The organism is Pseudarthrobacter sp. NPDC058119 (assembly GCF_042884655.1).
Classification (GTDB): Bacteria; Actinomycetota; Actinomycetes; order Actinomycetales; family Micrococcaceae; genus Arthrobacter.
In genome coordinates, this window is the sequence record NZ_JBHVTN010000001.1 from 734,665 (window position 1) to 756,749 (window position 22,085).

21 protein-coding genes and 1 pseudogene are annotated in these 22,085 nt (G+C 67.0%); 16 read left to right on the top strand and 6 right to left on the bottom strand.

The genetic code is table 11. The features are described 5' to 3' along the window. The first annotated feature begins 21 nt into the window (after positions 1-21). The 3 genes and pseudogenes from ACFVTD_RS03465 (at position 22) to ACFVTD_RS03475 (ending at position 1,630) form a co-directional block, all read left to right on the top strand. The gene (locus ACFVTD_RS03465; protein ID WP_387558058.1) at positions 22-357 is read left to right on the top strand and encodes a YciI family protein; all 336 of its coding nucleotides are present in this window, start codon (positions 22-24) and stop codon (positions 355-357) included. Beyond that, positions 357-542, top strand: a pseudogene (locus tag ACFVTD_RS03470) (RNA polymerase sigma factor); the annotation flags it as partial. The gene ACFVTD_RS03465 and the pseudogene ACFVTD_RS03470, both read left to right, overlap by 1 nt. Before the next feature lie 290 nt (positions 543-832). After that, a complete protein-coding gene (locus tag ACFVTD_RS03475) occupies positions 833-1,630 on the top strand; it encodes an RNA polymerase sigma factor (protein WP_387558061.1) in 798 nt (265 codons plus the stop codon). 12 nt (positions 1,631-1,642) lie between these two features. Here the strand turns inward: ACFVTD_RS03475 and ACFVTD_RS03480 are convergent, their stop codons facing one another. Next, positions 1,643-2,623, bottom strand: coding sequence for a glycoside hydrolase family 16 protein (locus tag ACFVTD_RS03480; protein ID WP_387558064.1), 981 nt, complete (start codon positions 2,621-2,623; stop codon positions 1,643-1,645). 626 nt (positions 2,624-3,249) lie between these two features. Between ACFVTD_RS03480 and ACFVTD_RS03485 the strand changes: the two genes are divergently transcribed. After that, positions 3,250-3,639, top strand: a complete 390-nt coding sequence (locus ACFVTD_RS03485) for a GntR family transcriptional regulator (protein ID WP_387558961.1) — start codon at positions 3,250-3,252, stop codon at positions 3,637-3,639. Beyond that, complete coding sequence (locus ACFVTD_RS03490; protein WP_387558066.1) at positions 3,636-4,718, top strand: DUF1648 domain-containing protein; 1,083 nt, start codon at positions 3,636-3,638, stop codon at positions 4,716-4,718. Before ACFVTD_RS03485 ends, ACFVTD_RS03490 begins: the two co-directional genes overlap by 4 nt. Before the next feature lie 120 nt (positions 4,719-4,838). Here the strand turns inward: ACFVTD_RS03490 and ACFVTD_RS03495 are convergent, their stop codons facing one another. From ACFVTD_RS03495 to pdhA, 3 genes are read right to left on the bottom strand one after another with little or no spacing between them, the layout of a single operon-like run. Continuing rightward, positions 4,839-6,365 carry a dihydrolipoamide acetyltransferase family protein gene (locus ACFVTD_RS03495; RefSeq protein ID WP_387558069.1) on the bottom strand — a complete coding sequence of 509 codons (1,527 nt, stop codon included), beginning with the start codon at positions 6,363-6,365 and terminating at the stop codon, positions 4,839-4,841. Between the two features lie 5 nt (positions 6,366-6,370). Then, positions 6,371-7,498 (bottom strand): alpha-ketoacid dehydrogenase subunit beta, encoded by a 1,128-nt coding sequence (locus ACFVTD_RS03500; protein ID WP_387558072.1) that lies wholly within the window; start codon positions 7,496-7,498, stop codon positions 6,371-6,373. After that, complete coding sequence (pdhA, locus tag ACFVTD_RS03505; protein ID WP_387558075.1) at positions 7,495-8,721, bottom strand: pyruvate dehydrogenase (acetyl-transferring) E1 component subunit alpha; 1,227 nt, start codon at positions 8,719-8,721, stop codon at positions 7,495-7,497. Before pdhA ends, ACFVTD_RS03500 begins: the two co-directional genes overlap by 4 nt. Positions 8,722-8,881: 160 nt before the next feature. Between pdhA and ACFVTD_RS03510 the strand changes: the two genes are divergently transcribed. The 5 genes from ACFVTD_RS03510 to ACFVTD_RS03530 all read left to right on the top strand — a co-directional run bounded on the left by ACFVTD_RS03510 (position 8,882) and on the right by ACFVTD_RS03530 (position 14,162). After that, positions 8,882-9,343: an Lrp/AsnC family transcriptional regulator gene (locus ACFVTD_RS03510; RefSeq protein ID WP_275179969.1), complete on the top strand. Its 462-nt coding sequence runs from the start codon at positions 8,882-8,884 to the stop codon at positions 9,341-9,343. 501 nt (positions 9,344-9,844) lie between these two features. Continuing rightward, positions 9,845-10,324, top strand: a complete 480-nt coding sequence (locus ACFVTD_RS03515) for a hypothetical protein (RefSeq protein ID WP_387558078.1) — start codon at positions 9,845-9,847, stop codon at positions 10,322-10,324. 76 nt (positions 10,325-10,400) lie between these two features. Then, on the top strand, positions 10,401-11,537 hold the full coding sequence (locus tag ACFVTD_RS03520) for a hypothetical protein (protein ID WP_387558081.1): 1,137 nt from the start codon (positions 10,401-10,403) through the stop codon (positions 11,535-11,537). A gap of 1 nt (position 11,538) precedes the next feature. Continuing rightward, positions 11,539-12,027, top strand: coding sequence for a hypothetical protein (locus tag ACFVTD_RS03525; RefSeq protein ID WP_387558084.1), 489 nt, complete (start codon positions 11,539-11,541; stop codon positions 12,025-12,027). Further along, complete coding sequence (locus ACFVTD_RS03530) at positions 12,024-14,162, top strand: beta strand repeat-containing protein (RefSeq protein WP_387558087.1); 2,139 nt, start codon at positions 12,024-12,026, stop codon at positions 14,160-14,162. Before ACFVTD_RS03525 ends, ACFVTD_RS03530 begins: the two co-directional genes overlap by 4 nt. Positions 14,163-14,513: 351 nt before the next feature. Here the strand turns inward: ACFVTD_RS03530 and ACFVTD_RS03535 are convergent, their stop codons facing one another. After that, positions 14,514-16,955 carry a hypothetical protein gene (locus ACFVTD_RS03535; RefSeq protein ID WP_387558090.1) on the bottom strand — a complete coding sequence of 814 codons (2,442 nt, stop codon included), beginning with the start codon at positions 16,953-16,955 and terminating at the stop codon, positions 14,514-14,516. Positions 16,956-16,961: 6 nt separating this feature from the next. Beyond that, positions 16,962-17,633 (bottom strand): peptidoglycan-binding protein, encoded by a 672-nt coding sequence (locus ACFVTD_RS03540; RefSeq protein ID WP_387558092.1) that lies wholly within the window; start codon positions 17,631-17,633, stop codon positions 16,962-16,964. A gap of 217 nt (positions 17,634-17,850) precedes the next feature. On the opposite strand from ACFVTD_RS03540, the gene ACFVTD_RS03545 reads away from it, so the two are divergent. The 6 genes from ACFVTD_RS03545 to ACFVTD_RS03570 all read left to right on the top strand — a co-directional run bounded on the left by ACFVTD_RS03545 (position 17,851) and on the right by ACFVTD_RS03570 (position 22,084). Then, positions 17,851-18,057 (top strand): hypothetical protein, encoded by a 207-nt coding sequence (locus ACFVTD_RS03545; RefSeq protein ID WP_141159594.1) that lies wholly within the window; start codon positions 17,851-17,853, stop codon positions 18,055-18,057. Between the two features lie 161 nt (positions 18,058-18,218). Further along, positions 18,219-18,806 carry a hypothetical protein gene (locus ACFVTD_RS03550; RefSeq protein WP_387558096.1) on the top strand — a complete coding sequence of 196 codons (588 nt, stop codon included), beginning with the start codon at positions 18,219-18,221 and terminating at the stop codon, positions 18,804-18,806. A gap of 122 nt (positions 18,807-18,928) precedes the next feature. After that, positions 18,929-19,663, top strand: coding sequence for a YcnI family protein (locus ACFVTD_RS03555; RefSeq protein ID WP_387558098.1), 735 nt, complete (start codon positions 18,929-18,931; stop codon positions 19,661-19,663). An 8-nt stretch (positions 19,664-19,671) separates the two neighbouring features. After that, complete coding sequence (locus tag ACFVTD_RS03560; RefSeq protein WP_387558101.1) at positions 19,672-20,235, top strand: copper resistance protein CopC; 564 nt, start codon at positions 19,672-19,674, stop codon at positions 20,233-20,235. 127 nt (positions 20,236-20,362) lie between these two features. Continuing rightward, positions 20,363-21,130, top strand: a complete 768-nt coding sequence (locus ACFVTD_RS03565) for a VOC family protein (protein ID WP_387558104.1) — start codon at positions 20,363-20,365, stop codon at positions 21,128-21,130. A 39-nt stretch (positions 21,131-21,169) separates the two neighbouring features. Further along, complete coding sequence (locus ACFVTD_RS03570) at positions 21,170-22,084, top strand: DMT family transporter (protein WP_387558107.1); 915 nt, start codon at positions 21,170-21,172, stop codon at positions 22,082-22,084. Position 22,085: the final 1 nt, after the last annotated feature.

Genomic DNA, 22,085 nt, shown 5'->3' on the forward strand with positions numbered 1-22,085 from the left:
ACACCAGAAAGGGAGCATGACATGTCCAAGTACCTGATCCTCATCTACCAGGACGAATCGGTGGCACGGCAGGCCGAAGGGGAATCGATCAGCACCAGCTACCAGGAGTTCCAGCAGCGCCGCGGCCCGTCCCTGCTCGGCGGAGCTGCCCTGCACCCCTCCTCCACTGCCACATCGGTCCGCCGCGACGGGGCCGGCGGATTCCTGGTCACGGACGGCCCGTTCGCCGAGTCGAAGGAAACCTTGGGCGGCTACTACCTGGTCGAGGCAGCCGACCTGGACGAGGCACTTGAAATCGCCAAGGAGGTTCCCGCCGGCGTCGGAGTCGAGGTGTGGCCCGTCCGGGTGGCCAACTGATGCCACAGGCCGCCAGCGCGGAGGTTGCTGCAGCGGTGGCGGACGCGCACCGCCGGGAGTGGGCCTTCGTACTGGCGGCAACGGTGCGGGTGGCGGGCGACATCGACACCGCCGAGGAGGCTGTCCAGGACGCCTATGCCAGGGCCCTGTCCACTTGGGGCGGGAGCGGGATCCCCAGGAATCCGGGGGCTTGGCTCACGGTGGCGGCCCGGCACCGGGCCCTGGATATGCGCCGCCGCGCAGCTACGGTTCAACGGTCGTTGCCCAAGCTGCTTGAGCCGGAGGAGTACGACGGCGGTCTTCCGGACTTCGAGCCCGGCGGTCTTCCGGACTTCGAGCCCGGTGGCATTCCGGACGACCGGCTCCGGCTGATCTTCACCTGCTGCCACCCCGCCCTGGCGCTTGAGGCCCGTGTGGCCCTTACGCTGCGGCTGTTGTGCGGGCTGTCCAGGCCGAGGTGGCGCGGGCTTTCCTCGTGCCGGAATCCACTATGGCCGCCCGCATCACCCGTGCGAAGAAGAAGATCGCGGCGGCCCATATCCCATACCGGGTGCCGCCGGCCTCCGAGCTGCACGAGCGCGTGGACGGGGTGCTGGCGGTGGTGTACCTGGTGTACACCACCGGGCACACGGCTCCATCGGGAACGAAGCTGATGCGGCGCGACCTCGCCGAACGCGGACTGGAGTTGGCAAGGATGCTGCGCGTCCTGCTTCCCGCTGATCCCGATGTCGCCGGGCTCCTGGCCCTGGTCTTGCTTGCCGAAGCCCGTACGGCCGCCCGGCTGGACGGGCACCGGGACATGGTCCTGCTTGAAAACCAGGACCGGTCCGCATGGGACCGGCAGTCCATCAATGAAGGCGTAGCGCTCCTACGGGAAGCTTTAGCTGCCCGGCCGCCGGGCCGCTTCGCCCTCATGGCGGCCATCGCGGCCGTGCATGATGAGAGCGCGTCCTGGTCCGAAACCGACTGGCAGGAGATCCTGGGACTGTATGACCTGCTGATGGAACGGTGGCCCTCCCCCGTGGTCCGGCTCAACCGCGCAATTGCCCTGGGCTTTGCCGCGGGATATGCCGAAGGCCTGGCTGAACTGGATGCGCTCGGTGCGGAACCACAGCTGGCAGGGTACCCGTACCTTGCCGCGGCCCGGGGCGATTTCCTGGTCAGGCTTGGCCGTGCCGAGGAGGCGCGCGTGGCGTTTGAGGAGGCACTGATCCTCACAGACAACGACGTGGAACAGCAGTTCCTCCGCGCGCGGATTGCCGGACTTGCCTGACCGCCCGCGCTGCTACACCCTTTCCCAGATGGATACCCAGTCCACCAGGACATGGCCGTTCGTTTCGGGCAGCGGGCAGTTCGGGGAGCAGGCCTCGGTCTGCAGGATGTAGTGCATTGGCTTGGTCGGGACGAACCTCGTAGAGACGCCAAGGGATTTTCCGTCAAGGAAGAACTCGATGCCGTCGGCCCGCCATTCCGTGGTGGCAATGTGCCAGTCCCCGTATGGCTGGTTGGGGCGGAAGACGTCGAATTTGTGTTCACCCGCCTCCACACCATGCACCGCAGCGTAGATGACTTTTGACAGGTCCCCTTCCGGGAAGTCGATCTCTCCGTCCTCAGGCCACTGCTTGCTGTCCGGCCACAGCAGCCAGGCCAACTTGAATCCCGGCAACACGTCGGCTTTGAAGCGTACGGAAATCCGTCCGTAGACCAGGCTGTTGTAGGGCCGCTGGTCGGCTCCGTAGAGTTTGGGCGACGGCGCAGCCCCCATGGCCACCCCGTCTTCCGAATGCAGGAACATGTCCAGGACACCGTCATGAATACTCAGGACTTTCGACGGGTAGTACCCGGAGGTCCTTGCGTCCTTGGGCTGCTGCTGTGCAGCGGTGTCCGGTGTCCCGTCCGCGTAGTTCTCGCTCCAGCGTGAGGCGTAGACGGGACCGGGAAATGTCCCCAAGCCAACATCTCCATCGGTGAAGTCCTCCGTAAAGACCTGTTTCCACCCAGGAAGATCGGCGGTGGGCATGGCCTCTGAAGCCGCTGAGGGGTCTGCGGCTGCCGGGGTGCCGGAGGCAACCGGAGGCTCTACGTTGTGCGAAACCTCGGGGGCGGCGGAGGACGCGCCCGTCGTTGGATCGGCGGGATCGGAGGCCGCGCTTCCGGAACCCGGCCCCGAGCTTCCAGGAGTGTTGAGATCGCCACAGGCAACGGCCGTCAAAGCAACCACCGTGACAAGGACAAGACTGCGGGCGTGATGTGCGAAAGTCGCCATGGGCCTGCCTCCGTCCGCTCAGAGTTATTGGATTCTACCGCTGGGTAATCCAGGCGGCGATCGGCTCCGCAACGGGCGTTTGCATTACTGTCCTCCCCCTGGATTCTGCGACGACGGGAGAACCGTTTGTGGCATCCCATCCCTAGTCCGGTCCAGACTACGAATGTCTCGGCGACCGGTCATGAGTATTAGGTACTCAGGTTTCCGGAAACTGGCTCGGGGCGCACGGCCGGGGTACCTGTTTTTGCGCCGGCCGTCTCCACAGAAACGGCTGCGTCGCTACAATTGGCCCGGGCCAGGGTTTGGCGTACCACTGCAGGTAGGGACGCTCCGCGCAGCTGCCGGGCAAAGGGAAGGCCCCTCCTAGGAGGGGCCTTGAACGTAGTGGTCACTTGTCTTCTGGTATCGGTCAGCGGTGATGCGCAATCCCCCTTCCCGGACGCCCCCGGCGCCCATCCGGACTATGACGCGTTCCACTTTAATAACGTGCGGCCAGGGCGTAAAGGCCCCACTTGGAAGAATTTTGACGCCCGACGGCGGTGGCTGGCCATAGTGGGCCGGGCGGCCCTAGCAAAGGACTCAGCTTTGTTCTATAACTAATAGAACAAAGGTTAGGGGTGGGTGCCATGATCCTCAGCGTGGACCTGGCGGCTGACGTCCCGATCTATCAGCAGATCCGGGACCAGATCGTGGAGGCGATCGCCCATGGTTCCTTGGCGGACGGGAGCCCGTTGCCCCCTACCCGCACGCTCGCCGCCGATTTCGGCATCAACTTCCATACCGTCAACAAGGCCTACGATCTCCTCCGGCAGGAAGGCCTGATCCGCCTCAGCCGCGGCACGGGTGCGGTGGTGACCGCGCCGGCGACGGACCAGCTCCCGGCCGACTGGACCGCCAGGACGAGGACCCTCCTGGCCGAGGCCGTGGCCCGCGGAATCTCCACAGATGAGGTACTCAAGGCCTGCCGGACATTGCTCGATTCCTTTGGCGCTACACAGCAGGAGGGCACGCCATGATTGTTTCCGTGATTTTGGGCCTGGTGTTGCTGGGCCTGGTGCTGCTGCTGGCGCTGGTCTTGCCGTCGGTCACCAGCGGCACGGTTCCGTTCGGGGTCCGGATCCCTGCCCAGTATGCTGCCGATCCCGTGGTTGCGGCGCAGTCGCGCCTGTACCGGCGGCGGGTCCTGCTCTGCGGGGGCATGGTTGCCGTGGCCGGCGTGGCCAGCGTCGCGGTGACCGGGCTGCCGTTGCTGCTGCCGCTGTCGGTGCTGGTGCTGGTGGGTACCTGGTATGGCTGCTTCTTCCTTGCCCACCAAGAGATCCGCGCGGCGAAACTCGCTGGCGACTGGTTTCAGGGCCTGCATCAGGGCATCGCGGTGGACACCGAGCTGAGGACCAATCCCCCACGGTTTCCCTGGCTCTGGCTGGCACCGGCCGTGGCCGTCACAGCCGCGACGGCGGTTATTGGCATCCTGATGTACCCGTCGATGCCGCAGGACCTCGCGGTGCACTATGGCGCCAACGGCGCCCCGGACAGGATTGAAGTGAAGTCGGTTGGCTCCGCTTTTTCGTTGGTCTTCCTGCAGCTTGGCCTGACCGGCCTGCTGGGAGGCATTGCGGCGGCCGTCGTCCGCAGCAGGCCCGATCTTGACCCGGCCCACCCCATTGGGTCCTCTCGCTGGGCCCGGCACTACATGTCACTTGGCGCCAAGGCCCTGCTGGGGCTGGTAGCCATGATCGACCTAGGACTGATGGGATCGTCGCTGTTGATGTGGACGGGGACCGTTTCCCGGTGGGCACCGCTGGTGATCGTGATCCCGGTGCTGGCCTCGGTGGCGGCAACCATCGCCGTCCTGGCCAGGAACAACAGGGACCGTGGCGGGAACGGGGAGGACACCGGCCTCACCCACCGCGACGACGACAAGTTCTGGCGCGGTGGGGTTATCTACATCAATCGGGAGGACCCGGCCCTGGTGGTCCCGCGCAGGTTCGGCATTGGATGGACCCTGAACTTCGGCGACCCCAGGGCGGCGATGCTGCTGGCCGGCGTGGTGGCGCTGATTGGTTTGGTGATCGCGCTCCGGTTCGCGGCCTGAGGAGATTTCGGCACCCACTTCGTTTTCGACGCGGGATGAGGCTGGCGCAGCCCGAATATGGGAAGCGCCAGCCTCTCTGCGTCTCGGTGGAGGTTTTCCGTGTCGAAAACGTCCGCGGGGTTAGATGTCGGCCAGGAGGGACGTCGGGTTTTCGATGGCATCCGCCACGAAGCGGAGGAAGCCGCCGGCCGTGCCGCCGTCGCAGACCCGGTGGTCGAACGTCAGGGTCAGTTCGGTCACCTTGCGGACGGCCAGCTCCCCGTTGACCACCCACGGCTTGTCGATGATCCGGCCCACCCCGAGGATGCCCACCTCCGGGTGGTTGATGATCGCCGCTGAACCGTCGACGCCGAACACGCCGTAGTTGTTCAGCGTGAACGTTCCGCCGCCCAGCTCAGCCGGGGTCGCCTTGCCGTCGCGGGCCACCTGGGTGAGCCGGCGGATTTCCGCATCCAGCTCCCTGGCGCTGAGCTTCTCGGCCCCGCGGACCGAGGGCACCACCAGGCCGCGGTCGGTCTGCGCCGCGAAGCCAAGGTTGATCCCGTCGAAGGCCACGATCTCCTGCGACCCGTCGTCCGTCGTCTCGATGCGCGTGTTCAGTTCCGGGAACTTCTTCAGCCCCGCGGTGACGAACCGGGCAATGAACGCGAGCAGGCCGGGGACGTCGGCGCCGTTGGCCTTCAGCCCCTCGCGCAGCTCCATCAGCGCGGTGGCGTCAACGTCCACCCATACGGTTGCTTCCGGGATCTCGGAGCGGCTGCGGGCCATGTTGGCGGCCACGGCCTTGCGCACGCCGCGGACCGGAGTGCGGGCAGAGATCGCGAGTCCGGTGCGGGCGTCCGTGGCCGGGCCGGCGGACGTTGCAACAGGCTCCGGCACCGGCGCGGGCGCTTCAATGTGTGGGGCCTCGGGTGCGGCCTCAGGTGCTGCCGATTTCAGCGCCGCTTCAACGTCGCGGCGCATGATCAGCCCGCTGTCGCCGGAGCCGGAGAGGCCGCCAAGGTCCACGCCGTGTTCCTTCGCCATCCGCCGCACCAGAGGCGAGATCACGGCACCAAGTTTCCCGGGAACGCGGGTGCGCAGGAGCGCAAGCTCGTCCTCCTTGGACAGCTGGGTATTGGCGGGCTCAGCAGGTTCAGCGAGCGCGACGCCGGCCTTCCGGGCACGGGTGCGCCGAGCCTGGCCATGCCCGCCCGGAGTTCCATACCCGATCAGCACATTGCCGGAGCCGGCTTTCTCTTCCTCCCGATAGGTCTCGGCTGCCGCGACAGACGCTGAAGGCGCGGATGATGCCGCCCCGGGAGTGGCATCGGGCATGTCGGAGCCGGACGGCATGCTGCTTGCAGCATGGTCGTCCGGCGAAGGGGCGGGGGCGGCATCATCCGTGTCGGGCCCCAGGGAACCAACGGGCGTCACCGAGATCAGCGGCTTCCCCACATCGAGGGTCTCCCCCGGCTTCCCGTGCAGCTCGGCCACGATGCCGGCGTAGGGAGAGGGAACTTCGACGGCGGACTTGGCGGTCTCCACCTCGGCGATCGGCTGGTCCACCTCAATGGAGTCACCAACAGAGACGTGCCAGGCCACCAGCTCAGCCTCGGTCAGGCCTTCGCCCAGGTCGGGCAGTAAAAACACACGCGGCTCACTCACAGAAATCAGTCCTCCCATTGAAGGTCGTCAACGGCGTCGAGGATGCGGTCCACGCCGGGCAGGTAGTACTTCTCGAGTTTGGGCGCCGGGTACGGGACGTCGAACCCGGTCACGCGGCGGATCGGTGCGGCCAGGTAGTGGAAGCAGCGTTCCTGCACCCGGGCCACGATCTCGGAGGACACAGAAGCGAACCCGTGTGCCTCAGCGATCACCACGGCCCGGCCGGTCTTCTGCACCGACTCGCAGACAGTGGCATCGTCGAACGGCACGATGGTCCGCACGTCGATCACTTCCAGCGAGCGTCCTTCCAGCGCCGCGGCCTCGGCCGCGGCAAGAGCGGTGGGCACGGACGGACCGTAGGCAATCAGCGTCGCGTCGGTGCCTGGACGCGCGACGGCGGCCCTCCCCTCCGAGGTGCGTCCCGCCGTCGTGCCGTCCGCAGAACGCCCGTCCTCATGAAGGTGCCGGAGCTCGGTCAGGTCCACGGAGTCCTTGGTCCAATACATCTTCTTGGGTTCCATGAAGACCACGGGATCGTCGGAGTCGATGGCTTCGCGGAGCATCCGGTAGCCGTCCGCCACGGTGGCGGGGGTGTAGACCTTCAGGCCGGCGGTGTGGGCGTAGTAGGACTCGGAGGAATCGCAGTGGTGCTCCACTCCCCCGATGCCGCCGCCGTACGGGATGCGGATGACCATGGGCAGCTTGACCATGCCCTTGGTGCGGTTGTGCATCTTGGCCACGTGGCTGACGATCTGTTCGAACGCCGGGTACGCGAACGCGTCGAACTGCATCTCGATCACCGGGCGCATGCCGTTGATGGCCATGCCCACGGCCATGCCCACGATGCCGGATTCGGCCAGCGGGGTGTCGAAGCAGCGCTGCTCACCGAAGGTGGCGGTGAGCCCGTCGGTAATGCGGAAGACGCCGCCCAGCATGCCCACATCTTCGCCGAATACCAGGACCGAGGAGTCTGCGGACATGGCGTCTGCGAGCGCGGTGTTGAGGGCCTTGGCCATGGTGACCGGCTGCGGGCCGGCGGCCTCTGCGGACGCCGCAGCGGAGGCGGCCGCCCGGGCGGTGGCGGCGGAAACGTTGCCGTTGGCCTCGGATGAGGTGGTGATGGTGGGGCTCACTTGCCGGCCTCCTTCGATTCAGTAGCTGCTGCGTCGCGGGCCAGCTCGTCGGCGAGCATGGCGGACTGTTCCTGCAGCTGCGGGGTCTGCACCGCGAACACGTGGCGGAAGAGTTCCTGCGGGTCCACCGGGACGTCCTCGCCGAGGCCCTCGCGCAGCTGCGCGGCAACTGCCTCCGCGTGCTCACGGATCCGCTCTCCAGCGGAATCGTCCAGCAGCCCCCGGTCCGTCAGGTACGTGCGCATCCGGTTCACGGGGTCCTTGGCCCGCCACTCGGCAACCTCGGCGCTTTCCCGGTAGCGGGTGTCGTCGTCGGCGTTCGTGTGGGCTTGCATCCGGTACGTGTTCGCCTCGACCAGCAACGGCCCGGAGCCCTCGCGGGCGAGTTTCACGGCGCGGTCCAGGACGGCCAGGAGGGCGACGACATCGTTGCCGTCCACGCGTTCACCGGCCATGCCGTAGCCCACGGCCTTGTGCGCGAGCGACGGCGCCACGGACTGGTGCGCCAGGGGCACCGAGATGGCGTACTTGTTGTTCTGCACGAAGAAGATGACGGGCAGGTGGAAGACGGCGGCGAAGTTCAGGGCCTCGTGGAAGTCGCCTTCGCTGGTGGCGCCGTCGCCGCACATGGCCAGCACCACGGTGTCCTCACCGCGGAGCTTGGCGGCGTGCGCAACCCCGACGGCGTGCAGCAGCTGGGTGGTCAGCGGGGTGCATTGGATGCCCACCTTGTACTTGAGGGGGTCGTAGCCGCCGTGCCAGTCGCCGCGGAAGATGGTCATCACCTGGACGGGGTCCACGCCGCGGGTCATCACGGCCACGGCGTCGCGGTAGGTGGGGAACATCCAGTCGCCGTCGGACAGGCAGAGGGCGGCGGCCACCTGGCAGGCTTCCTGGCCATGGCTGGAGGGGTAGACGGCCATGCGGCCCTGCCGGACCAGGGCGGAGTTCTGGTCATTGACGCGGCGGCCGACGACGAGCTGCTCGTATGCTTCGAGGAGTTCCTTGTCGCCGGGCACGGGGTATTCGTGGCCGGGCTGGGTGCCTTGTTCGCCTTCGGGCTTGAGCCGGCCGTCCGGGTCCACCATCTGGATCTGGTGCCGGGCGGGGAGCATGTAGTCCTCCACCGTGATGCCGAACTTCTTCACAGCCTCCGTCAGAGCATTTTCTGCTGCTGCGGGGCCGGTGGTGTCCGGCGCAGTGTGGTCTGCGGAGATCGTCATTGGTCCGTCCTTCGTTAGCCACTATTCGCTCCCAGTATGGTCCTGATGGCGGTTTCGTATCCAGCACCTCCTCAAATCGTGGAGAAGCTGCTTCAAAGCGCCTACTATGGGAGACGATTTGTAACTGTGACGTGGATTACCGACGGGAGCCGTGGACAAAATGCCGGGCAAGGATGCTGCTGCCGAAGTTCCGCTGGACGAGATTGACCGCCGCATCATTGCCGAACTCACCCGGGATGGCCGGATGTCCGTGACCCAGGTGGCCGAGAATGTGCACATCTCGCGGGCGCACGCCTACTCCCGTATCGCCCGGCTGACCGGAGACGGGGTGCTGACGCGGTTCACGGCGTTGGTGGATCCCATCAAGGCCGGGCTGAAGTCCTCGGCCTACGTGACGCTGAAGCTGAAGCAGGATTCCTGGCGGGAACTTCGGGACCAGCTGGGCGCCATCCCCGAGGTGCACCACATCGCACTGGTGGGCGGCGACTTCGACGTGATCCTGCTGGTCAGGGCCGTGGACAACATCGACCTGCGCCGGGTGATCTTCGACCAACTGCAGACCATGCCCGGCGTCCTGGATACGCAGACTTTCCTGGTGTTCGAGGACGTGGATACGCGGTAGGGCTGGCTGTCCGCACTCGCGGCGAGCCCCGCCGCCGACGCGCATCGTGGCCACCGACGCGCAGATTCACCTCCGACTCGCCGGTTACTTTTCGATGCGCACATGTCTGGTGCGCCAGGGAAGGTGCGCGTCACGTACGGTTTTGCACGTCGAAAACGGGTTCTCTGGATACGCAAGATTGGCTCAATGTGAGCGCTCCACAGGGCTGCTCGGGCTGAACCCAAAGACGGCCAATGGCGACTACTTGGTTTGGCCCCGCGTGTCCCGGGTTCTCGCCATATGCGGAGAATCTTCCGGGGCAATGGAGCGCCGAGAACGCAGGTAGTGGCAGCGCTTACCGAGTAGTGGACTTCTTGAGGTTTCAGAAACACGGGTACCGGTACCTGTTGTTGCGCCTGTTTCGCTCCGGCAAACATTGGGTCATCGATCCACCGGAAGGCACCTGGATGGAGCCGCCAATGGGGGAACGGGTTCTCAACCACACATTCAAGGAGCTTCTCCATGCGCAAGATGACCAAGAAGAACAAGATCGCCGCTGTTGCCCTGTCCGCGACGCTGCTGGCAGCCGGCGGCGGCGCCGCTTACGCCTACTGGAGCACCACGGGTTCCGGTTCCGGAACTGCGGCCGCAGCGAAGGGCACAACGCCGGTAACCATCAACTTGACGGTTGACCCGAACATTGCACCGGGCAGCCCCAAGACCATCACCTACACGGCGGACAACTCGAAGAACACCAGCAGCACCCCTGTCACCTTGAGTGGTGCGCACGTCTCGGGCACCAGCAACGCAGGTTGCTCACCCGACTGGTTCACGGCTACCGTTCCGACGGACTCGACCGGAAAGGCTACTACGACCACTGTGGTCGGGGGTGACGCCGCCGCGGCTCTGGGCACTGGAACCCTGACTCTCAACGACGATCCTGCTGTCAACCAGGATGCCTGCAAGGGTGCCACCATCACCGTGAGCGTGGACAGCCAGTAATCCAGCAGCGGGCCGGGGGCGGTGCGAATCCGCCCCCGGCTTGCCGTCATTTGCACCGAGGAAAGAGGGGCACAGGGTGCACGAGCAGGACGGGCAGGCGCAGCGTCGCAGGCGGATCGGCATCAGGGCAGCGGTCGCGGCACTGCTGCTGATGCTGCTGGGCGCCGGGTCGCTGATCGCAGCGGCAAACAATCCAAAGCCAGGCGTCACGGTACAGGTCTCCCCCGCGAGCCAGTCCGTCCAGCAGGGCCAATCGGCCAGCTACACCGTGACCCTGACCCCCACCGGCGGATTCAGCGGCGCGGTGAACCTGGCCGCCGCGGGACTTCCGGCCGGGGCAAGCGGTGCCTTCTCGCCGTCGTCCATCGCCCTCAACTCCGGCAGCCCTACTACGGCCACCCTGAACACCACCACCGCCGCAACCACACCGGCGGGCACCAGCCCAATCACCATCACCGCAACCAGCGGTAAGGTCTCCGGGAGCGTAACCGCCAGCCTCACGGTGAACTACAAGATCTCCAGCTCCTTCTCGATGACTGCCACGCCGGACTCCGTCAGTATTCCGCCCGGCGCCACAGCGGTCTACACGCTGCAGCTCAGCCGAACCAACCTCAGCGGGCCCATCACCTTCAGCGTCCTGGGCGGCCTGCCGGCGGGTGCCACGGCCTCGTTCTCTCCCAGCCCGGCCACCGAGAACTCCGCTACTCTCCAGGTGGCCACCACGGGTGACTCCCCCAAAGGAACCTCCAGCCTGTACCTGGTAGGGAGCGGCAAGGACTCCACCGGGAAGACGCAATACGCCTACGCCAACGTCCAGCTGGTCCTGGACTCCACCATCAAGCAGTTCGGCATCTCCGGGACCCTCCCCGGCAGCCTGTCCCCTGGCACCTCGGCCGGCCTGAACCTGCAGATCAGCAACCCCATCAACAAGCCGTTGTCGCTGACCAACCTTTCCGTCGCCGTCGCGGGTGTCACCCGGAGCGCGGCCGCCGTGGCAAGCAACCTGCCGTGCACGCCGGCCGACTTCACCGTCACCCAGTACAGCGGCCCCTACCCGCTGGCAGTTCCGGCCACGGGCGGCTCCCTCCAGGGGCTCAACGTCGCCCAGACCACCTGGCCGCGCGTGGGAATGCTGGACACGTCCGCTAACCAGGACGGCTGCAAAGGCGCCACCCTCCAGCTCAGCTACTCAGGATCAGGACAGGGGAACTGAGATGACACCCACAAGAAGCCGCGGCCTCAAGGCGGCTGCCCTCGCTGGAGTCCTGGTGACCGCCGGCGCCGGAACGGCCTACGCCTTCTGGAGCGGCACGGGTGCCGGGAGCGGATCGGCAGCCGCCGGCACCATGCAGGCAGTCACCGTGGACGCCCTCGTCGCCAGCGACAACCCCAAGGCGGCCCTCTACCCTGGCGGCAGCGCCGACGTCGTCCTCCGGCTGACCAACCCCAACCCGTATTCGGTGCAGGTCTACAGCGTCACCGGCAACGGGCCGGCCAGGGCGGATGCAGCGCACCCCGGATGCACCACCACCGGCGTCCGCTTCACGGGGACCGCCGCCCCGCTCACCCCCGCAACCTCCGTTGCCGCGAATTCGTCAGCCCTCATCACCCTCCCCGGAGCGGCCACCATGGACACCACCTCGCTCGCAGCCTGCCAGGGCGCAACGTTCAGCATTCCTGTGACGGCGGAGGTCCGCAAATGAGCCTCGCAGCCCGCAACGCGTCCCTCTTCGTTGGCCGCCGCCCATCCCGCAGGCTGGCCTGGATCATCACCGCAGTCCTCCTCCTGCTCGGCTCGGGCACCGCCGCCTACGCGTTCTGGGCCGCCACCACCAGCAGCAACAACGCCGCAGCAGCCGCCGACGCCCTGACGCCGGGCTCCAAGCCAGCCGTCACCGCCAACGGCGCCGCGCTCTCGGTCACCTGGGCCAACGGCACCACCGTCAACGGCCGGCCCGCCACCGGGTACACGGTGGCCCGCTATTCCGCAGCCACCGGCGGGACTGCCATCCCGGCCACCGGGGGCTGCGCGGGCACCGTCACCACCCTCACCTGCACGGAGCAGAACGTCCCGGGCGGCACCTGGTACTACACCGTCACCCCGGCCATCGCACTCTGGACCGGCGGCGAAAGCCCGCGCAGCAACGGCATCAGCAGCGATGCCACCCCGCCGACTGCGTCAGCCACGCTTTCGCCCTCCCCCAACGCGGCTGGCTGGAACAACACCAGCCCGGTTACGGTGACCATCACGGCCGACGACGGCACGAGCGGTTCGGGCGTCGCCTCCATTACGTACGCGGTCGACGGCGGCGCAAAGCAGACGGTGAACGGCGCCGTCGCCACCATCCCGGTGGCAGGAGACGGGACGCATACGGTGTCCTACTTCGCGACCGACAAGGTGGGCAACGCCGGGTCCGCCCAGAACCAGGCGGTCAAGATCGACACCCAGGCGCCCGTGGCACCTGCCTTCACCACCCCGCTTCCCAACGCCAATGCGGCTACGGTTTCCGGGGTGACGGTGGGCGGCACCGCCGAAGCGGGGGCCACGATCAACCTCACGGCCAGCGACGGCGCCGGGCACTCCGTTCCGGGCACGGCCACCGCCTCCGGAAGCGGGGCCTGGTCCATCACCGTCAACCTGAGCAGCCTGAACCAAGGAACGGTGACGTACACGGCCACGGCCACGGACGCCGCAGGCAACGTCGGCTCCGCCAGGACGGCTACGGGCGTTAAGGACACTGCGGCCCCTGCTGCAGCTACGGGCCTGAGCGTGCCGCCCTACGTCTTCAGCGGAAACCTCAATAACGTGCTCGTGAAAGGTTCCGCTGAGGCTGGTTCAACCGTTAAGGTAATCGCGAAGGACTCTGCAGGCACCGCCGTGCAGGGGACGGCAACAACGATCGACGGTCCATGGTCGCTCACCCTCAACCTCGGTTTTACTTCAGGGATGGTGGACGGCTCCGTCACCTATACGGTTACGGTCACGGACGGCGCTGGAAACACCAGCGGCCCGGCGACAACCTCTGACATCAGGGATACAAATGTCTCCCTGACTCTCAACAAGCCGCAGAATATACTGGCGGGCAACGTCAACAACTATGTCTTCAGCGGCACTACCGATTCCGGCTCGCCCGTAAATGTGAGCGTGACGGACGGCATCACGACCGTTCCTGGAACAGCGGCCGGCACTTCTTGGGGTACCGGGCCCCTCAATCTGTCTGCAATTAAGGACAGCTCCACCAATCCTGTCGTTACGGTTACTGCAACGGCGACCACCACCGATGCCGCCGGCAACAGCATCACAGTTTCTGTGCCCGTCACCAAGGACACTTTGCGACCCACAGTTAGGAGCGTCACCCTGGCCAACGGAAGCGGAGGCTCCAAGCTGAATCAGGCGGACAAGGGCGACACCGTGACAATACAGTTCTTCGAAGCCCTGGATCCGGCCAAGTTCTGCTCGGGCACCAGCAGTGCCACAACGTTCAACGGCACCGTTACGTTGATCGACAACTCAACGAATGACGGTCTCAGCTTCGCGACCGGCGACTGCAACGACTTCAATATCGGCACTATCGCCCTGAAGGCCAACTACGTCAGCGCCAATGCGACGTTCGGACCCAACGGCAATGGATCGGGCGGCGCTTCGACGCTGACACTGGACCCAACCGGAAAGATTCTGACGATCAAGTTCGGCAACTCGGCAACGGGCAGCACATTGCAGAATGTTGCCATCACAAAGCCGTCGTATACGCCATCGGCAAATCTCACAGACCTAGCCGGAAACGGATTTGCATTACCTATTACGGCATTCGACGAAACTAACCAGTCCGGCTTCTGAGCGGTTCTCCAAAAACCCGAAGCCTAGGGTCGCCCTGCAGTCCACCCTGCTGCAGGGCGACCCGCGCGTATGAAGGAAGCTTCACTTCCGCCGGCGGACCACCAGGACGATGTACAGGGCGACGCCCACGGCCACCAATACCCCGACGTTGGCCCCTAACTGTCCACCGTTGACCATGATCGACTTTCCTTTGCCCAGAGTATGTTGTTCATTCCTAAGACAAGTTCTACTCCCAAGTTCGGTTTCGACGCGCAGGTTCCACGCAGACGCCCAAATATCCGGGGCGTCAATGATGGTGGCTGTCGTAATCGTGCCACCAGGCTGACCTCCTGCAGGCCCCCGGTGGCCCAGTCAGCCCGCGCTGGACGTGGGCACCGGGACGGGCGTGGCCCCAGACCCGGAGCCGGCAGTGGGTTCGGTGGTGGGGTAGGCAACGGACGACGTCGGCGCCGGGCCTTCCGTGTACTGTCCCGTCGGCCCGGTGGCACCGGAGGTCGGGGCTGGGTTGGGGCCACCGGCAGGGTCCGTCGCCGGGCCGGACGGTTCAACGACCGCGCCGGACGAAGAAGGGCCAGGGCTGGGATCGGCCGAAACAGAGGGTGCAGGCGTGGAAGCTGAAGTCACCGACGCACCTTTGACGATGGCCGTGATCTGATCCTTGTAACCGTTGAGCGTGGCCTGGATATCGGAAAGCGGAACATCCTGGAGGTTCCGCCCGTAGTCGGCAATCCGGGCCCAGAGCGCCTCAAGCTGGCGTTGGCTGTCCCCGTCCAGCGGGCCGTCCAGCGTCAGGACCAGCTGGCTGGCCAGGGCGTAGGTGAGGCAGTCCAGGCAGTTGTAGTTGGCCGCCGCGGACAGGTTCTGCGGGACGATCACGTCCGTCTGCCCCACGATCAGGACCACCTGGAACCCCACGGCCACCGCCGCGCAGCCCGAGCAGTTAGCGAAGGCGTAGGCCTCGTTGGTCGTAGTGACAGGCTGGCCATCCTCGGCCCACACGAGGGCGAATGCCACGCTGTACTGGACGGAGCCGTCGGTGGTGTTCACGGCGAGCGCCTGGTTTCCGTCGCCCTCGGGAGCAGCCGGCCGGTCGAACGGGAACACCCAGGACGGCGCGGCAGGCCCGGCAGCAGTCCCGCCGGATGAGGTGCCGGCCGACGCCGCCTTGCCGGTGGGGACCAGCACCATGCTCAACTGCGGGTTGTCCCGCGTGGGCTTGGCGGCACCGGCCGGCCACAATGCAACCGTCCGGCCGTTGGCGCCCTCCCGCAACACTGTCCTTTCCGGCCGCTGGGGAAGAATGGCCCCGGTGGCGTCACCCAGCGTCCCGCGTTCGTAGGCCTGCACCGGGCGGTACGTCCCGCCGTCGGGCCACCATGCCCAGGCGAGGCCGCCCAGCAAAACGGCGACGGCGGTCATGGCCGCGGCACGCTGCAGAGCCTTGCCGCGCGTCTTCTGCCACAGCCCGGTGACCAGCTGCCGCAGCAGCCGCACGACGATGTACAGCACGCCGAGCACCGGGACGGCCACCACAATCATGGCCAGTGCCCGCACGGCCACGCCCAGGAAATCCCCGCCGGCGAGCGATGCCGAGAGCGCTTCCTGCTGTTTGCCCACACTGGCCCACCCGGTGGCCAGCAGCCGCGGCAGGGACAGGACCATCATCACCATGCTGAATAGCAGCACCGGCACGGTGACTAGGACCCAGAGGGTGACTACAGCGCGCGCCCACGGCTTCAGGACCCGGCTTTCGGGGTTTCCCCACCGCCACGGAAGGATCCCCAGAAGGGTCGGCTTGATCCGCTGGAAGAGGTCCGGTACCCCGGTGGCGTCGGCCAGGATGTGGTAGCCGTCGTATTTCACCAGCGGGATCAGCTGCCGTACCATCTGCAGGATCTGCGTGACCACCACCAGCAGGAGCGCGTCAAAACCGGTGGCCCACCAGAGGCCCATGATGGCCACCGCAACAATGGCATTGAAGTAAAGCCCGCCCAGGTCGGTGCGGATCCTGCCGCCGCGGCCCAGCCGGTAGGAATCGGTGACGTCGGTGAAGAATGCGGGCCACAGCAGGTACAGCCCGGCGCCCATGGCCCCAGGGGTGGCGCCGCCCTTGCGGGTGGCAGCGGCGTGCCCGAATTCGTGGAACCCCGCGGAGAGGATGGTCACCGCGAGGATCAGCAGCAGGAGGGCCGGCTGCTCGAAGGCCTCATGCGTAGCCGAACCCAGGCCCTTCACCATGAGCACCCACCAGCAGGCGGCAAGGAACGCAGCCGCCACGCCAACCACGATCAGCGGGTTAAACAGCACGGCGAAAGGTGCCGTGATCCTGCGGGTCCGCTCGGGATCGGAAACGATGTAGCGGAACCGCAGGCCCAGCAGCGGGTTGGACTTTTTGACCTCGGGCTGGCTGCCGTCGGCGAGCCGGAGCAGGCCCATCGGCAGCAGTTGGGAGTCCATCAGTGTGCGGACGTTGTCCGCGCTGACCAGGCGCCCGGAACCGGCACTGACACACCCGGCGATGGCCTCCAGGTCGCGCGTGCCGTCGGCGCCTTCCAGCACCAGGTACAGGAGCCGGGTCAACTGCAGGGTCTGGCCGTCGGCCCGGCGCACCAGCGCCGGCGGCTCGCGGTAGCCGGAGCCTTCCGCCGGGCCAAGCAACTGCACGCCGTCGGCCAGGGCAGGAAGGTGGGCACCCGACGTCGTGATGGTGCGCCCCGGCGGGTCCTGGGGAAGGGCAGGGTCCGACGACGGCGGGCCCGCCTGGGAAGGCGGCCCGCCGTGGGTCTGGGTCATGGTGGCTTACTGCTGCAGGTCGGACTGCTGGCCGGCGGTTGCGTCCGCGGCGCCGTCGATGTGCTGCGAGATGGTGGCACTCTGGTCCGAGATGGCGTACGCCTGGCTGTCGATGGAGCCGATGTTTGCTGCCACAGCCGCATCGATTGGGGCCGCAACGTTGGCATTCGCGGCAACGGCACCGTTGATGGGGGCGGCAATGGCGGCGTCGGCATCGAGGTTGACGTCGACGTTGAGCAGGTTGCCGTTCAGGGCGCCTGCCGCGTCGGTGAGCCCTCCGGTGCTGGTGGGATCGGTGACAGCGCCGGCCGTCCCATCCGCGGTTCCGGCGTCAGTGCTGCCGGTGTCGGTGGTTCCGTCGCCCTGGCCGATCACGCTGTCCTGCATGGAGTCGGCATTGGCGTCAGCAGTGATGCCCTGGTCGATCGCTGCGTCCTGGCTGGACAGGGCCTGCGCGTCAGACCCGTAGGACAGGATGTTGGCTGACGCGGCGGCATCGATAGGCGCCGCCACGTTCGCGTTGGCGGCCACGGCCAGGTCGATTGGAGCCGCAGCATTGATGCCCAGGTCCAGGTCCGCGTTCAGGTCCAGGACGGACGCGACTTCCTTGTCCGGCAGCGCGGTGGCCTGTTCGGACATCAGTTCTTCATCGGTGAGGGGACGCAGTTCGTTGTCCATGCTTGTGAGACCTCCGGTGCGGCGCGGGGTGCTCTGCCCCCAGCGGACAGCCCGCGCCCACCAATAGTAAGCATGATTAGTAGTATTGCGAAGCTGTCACGCACAATGGATCTGCAGGTCAACGCCACAAACCCACGCGGACTACCGGCCGGCGTGGTTGAATGGCGATTGTGCCCCCCGGCACAATGACGCCCCAACCGGACAGCAGGAGGACAGCATGACTGGAATCAACTCGAAGTTCGACAAGGAATACATTGACAAGGGCATCGACGAGCTCGCGAAAGCGCCGGTCGAGGCGCTGAAGGGACTGTCCGAAAGCGACGCCCAGAAGCTCAAAGAAGCCCTGAACATCAAGACCGTCAAGGATCTGGGCACCAACAAGTTCTTCACCTGGGCGCAATCGGTCGCCAAGCTCGCGGAGTAGCGCGCACCCGAAGTCCACAGCAAAGCCCTTGGCCCCGGCCAGGGGCTTTCCTGCGTTGTCGGCAGCCGTCATCCACATAGCTTCCCTGCTGATTACCTGCCGCTGCCGGTCATTCCTTACAGTTGAGGGTGGCAACAGCAAGAGGAAGGGCGGCGACCGGCATGAATGCTCCGTTCCGCCTCCCCCGTGCCATCGCCTTTACCGCGGCCATGCTGACCCTGGCCGCGGCTGCACACGTAGTAGCCGGCGGCGTGCTGCCCCAGCCGGCGATCTTGGCCGGAATCGTGGCACTGGTGCTGGCGCCGGTAACGATCCTTTCGAAAACGAAGATCAACGCCCCGGCGATGATCGGGCTCCTGGCGTCCAGCCAACTGGTCCTGCACTGGGCCTTCGATGCGCTCTCCGCTTCGGCGCCCTTCACCCCGGCTGACGGCGCCCACGTCCACGAAGCGTTCCCAGCCGCCGCGGCCGGCGCCCTGATGCCCGGCCATGACGCCGTGCCCGGGGCTTTGATGCTGGCCCTGCACGCGGTGGCCACGGTGGCCACCGCGCTGGTCCTGGCCAAAGGTGAGGCGGCCGTGTGGGCGCTTGCCGCGTGGCTGCGCCCACTGGTCCGGATCCTGGCTTCCCTTGCCATCCCGGAGTGGCCGCGCATTGCCGCGCCGGCCGCCGTCGTCATTCCCTTCCGCTGGCGGAACCTGCGGTTGCCCGCCCTCCGCGGGCCGCCGGCCTTCCACGCCGCACTCTAAGCGGCTGCCAAATCTCTGCGCAGTCCCAGGCCCGAAAACGGTCAGGGGCACACCGCGCTGTCAATTTTCCGCGCCGCCGCACCCGCGGCCCCTTTTTGGCGCACCCTTTGGAAGGCTTTGCTTTGAACACCTCATACCGCCGTACCCTCAAGACCCTGGCCGCCGGCGCTGCAGCCGCCGGAATCGTCGCCGCGGGCGCCACCGTCGCGTCCGCGCACGTCAGCGTGACCCCGGATGATACCGGTGCCAACGGCTACTCCCACCTGACGTTCAACGTCCCCAACGAGTCCCCCACAGCCAAGACCACCAAGCTCGAGGTCTCCCTGCCCACCGACACCCCCTTCACCTCGGTCTCCGTGAAGCCCGTGGAAGGCTGGACCGCGCAGGTGGTCACCGGCGATCTCCCCAAGCCCGTCACCGTAGCCGGCGCCACCGTCACCAAGGCGCCCACCTCCGTGGTCTGGACCGCCGACGAAGCCCACCAGCTGGGCCAGAACCAGTACCAGGCGTTCTCGCTGTCGGTGGGCCGGCTCCCCGCCGCGGGCACGAAGGTGACTTTGAAGGCCGCCCAGACGTACACCGACGGCAGCGTGGTGAAGTGGGACGAGGAGAGCGCCGAAGGGCAGCCGGAACCCAAGCATCCCGCCCCCTCCTTCGTGACAACGGCCGACGACGGCGCTGCCGCCGCCACGGCATCAGCGTCACCCAGCACCGAGGCAGTCACCCGCACCGCCCAGGATGCCAACAATGCGGCGTCCGTGTGGGGCGTGGTCCTGGGCGCGGCAGGCCTGGTGCTCGGTGCCGCGGCACTGGGGCTGGTCCTCGCCGGCCGCCGCACCCGCCACGCCGGCAAGTAGGGCGACCCATGAAGACAACGTCGCTCCGCCCCAGTTCGGCCTGGCCGGCGCGCATGCTCCTTCCCTTGGCCACCGCCGCGCTCCTGCTGCTCTTTTCCGCGCCTGCCCAGGCGCACGATTCCCTGGAGTCTAGCAACCCGGCCAACGGGTCAACGGTCAGCGCGATGCCCGCCACGGTGGAGCTGACCTTCGACCACACCCCCATCGCCATCAACTCGATTGTCCGGGTGGAGGACGCCACCGGCGCGGACCAGGCGGACGGGCCGGTGCAGATCGTTGACAACCAGGTCAGCCAGGCGGTCAAGCCGGGCGCCCCGCAGGGCAAGTACACGGTGGTCTGGCGCGTGGTCTCCTCCGACGGCCACCCCATCGAGGGGACGTTCACCTTCACCGCCGGCGGCCCGAATGCCGCGCCGCCAGCGACACCGGCTGCCAGCCCTGCCTCAGCCACTGCGGGGGTTCCGGGGCCGCTGCTGGTGACGGGGGCAGTCGGCGCCGTCCTGGTCATCGGCCTGGTGGTGGCCGGGCTGCTGATCAGGCGCCGGCTGCGGAACCTGGAGGACGAGGCCTAAAAACGGCCGGCCACCGGCACGGCCGCAACGATGGTTGCGGCCGTGCCGGCGGCCCCTCGGCTTTTGGCGCGGGCAGCGTTAGGGTGGGCCTTGCCCGGTCCACACCCCGCACATCCGAGGAGTCCCTATGCCCAAGCCCACCATTGCCAACGGTGATCCCTGCTGGATCGACCTCATGACCTCCGACCCGGAAAGGTCCCGCGAGTTCTACACCCGCCTGTTCGGCTGGACCTACGAGGAGGGCGACCAGGAGAAGTACGGGGGCTACATCACGGCGTTCGCCAACGGCTCGATGGTGGCCGGGATGATGAAGAACGACCCCGACTTCGGATACCCGGACGTCTGGACAACGTACCTGCGGGTGGAGGATATCCAGAAGACGGCCGACGCTGCCGTGGCGGCAGGCGGCCAGGTGTTCATGCCGCCCATGGAGGTTCCCGAGCAGGGCCACATGGCGATGCTGGGGGATGCGGGCGGGGCCGCGATTGGGGCCTGGCAGTTCGGTGGCCACACCGGCTTCCAGTCCACGGGCGAACCTGGAACCCCCTACTGGCACGAACTCCATACCCGCGACTACCCGGCGTCCGTCAAGTTCTACCAGGACGTCTTTGGCTGGGACACCGACGTCATGAGCGACACCGAGGACTTCCGCTATACCACGCTGGGATCCGGGCGGGATTCACGGGCCGGAATCATGGACGCCTCCAACTTCCTGCCCGAAGGTGTCCCCGCCAACTGGCAGACCTACTTTGCCATCGAAAACACCGACGCCGGCGTAGACATCGCCACGTCATTGGGTGGCAAGGTGGTGCATCCGGCCGAGGACACCCCGTTTGGGCGCATCGCCGCCCTCACGGACCCCACCGGTGCGCTCTTCAGGATTGCCCAGCGGTAAGTTCCGGGTTTCCGCCGGCCGGATGGGTAGGGTTTGTCCATGATCCAGGCCGCGGCCGTGTCCGCGTTGACGTCCACCCACTGGCTGGGGATTCCCATTGCCGCCGCGGGTGCCGTCCTGCTCGCCCTGGGAACCCTGTTCCAGCACCGGGCCGTGGGAGAAGAGCCGGCCGCCGCGGGACGTGCGGCGGGCAGCATGGGCGGCGGGCGGCTGCAGGCCCTGCTCCGCAAACCGGCGTGGCTGGCCGGGACGGCGATGCTGGGCGCCGCCATCCTGCTCCAGCTCACCAGTCTCCGCTTCTCGCCCCTGATCGTGGTGCAGCCCATCGGCGCGGTGGCCCTGGTGGTTACCACCCTGGCCAACGCCCGGATGAACCGCCGGCCGCCAGGACGCCGGGCCCTCACCGCCGTCGCTCTCTGCGTCGGCGGTGTGGGCGTGTTCGTGGCCGTGGCAGCGTTCTCCGCGGAGGACGTGGAGATCAGTGACCGGCACCTGGTCACCATCCTGATCGTCCTCGCGGTGGTCCTGGCCTGCGTCGCTGTGGCCTACGCGCTCTGGCGGCACCGCTCGGGGGCCGTGGTGTTTACGGCCGGCGCCGGGATCCTGTTCGGGTTCGTCGCGGCGCTGGCCAAGACCGTGATCGCCCGGCTGTTCCAGGGCGACTTCGAGTGGCTCTCCCTGACCTGCCTGGCGGGGCTGGTCGTCGCGGCCCTGGCCGGCAGCTTCCTGGTCCAGAACGCCCACACCCGGGGCACGCCGGAACTCGTGGTCGCGGGCCTCACTGTCATCGACCCGCTGGTAGCGGTTGCCATCGGCGTCACCATCCTGGGCGAGGCTGCCGCGGCCCCGCCGCTGGCAATTGTCCTGTTCCTCGTCTCAGGAGCCACCGCCGTGGCCGGGGTCATCCTGCTGGCCACCGTCAAGGCGCCGGCGGAACCGGCGGTCAAGCGGTAAC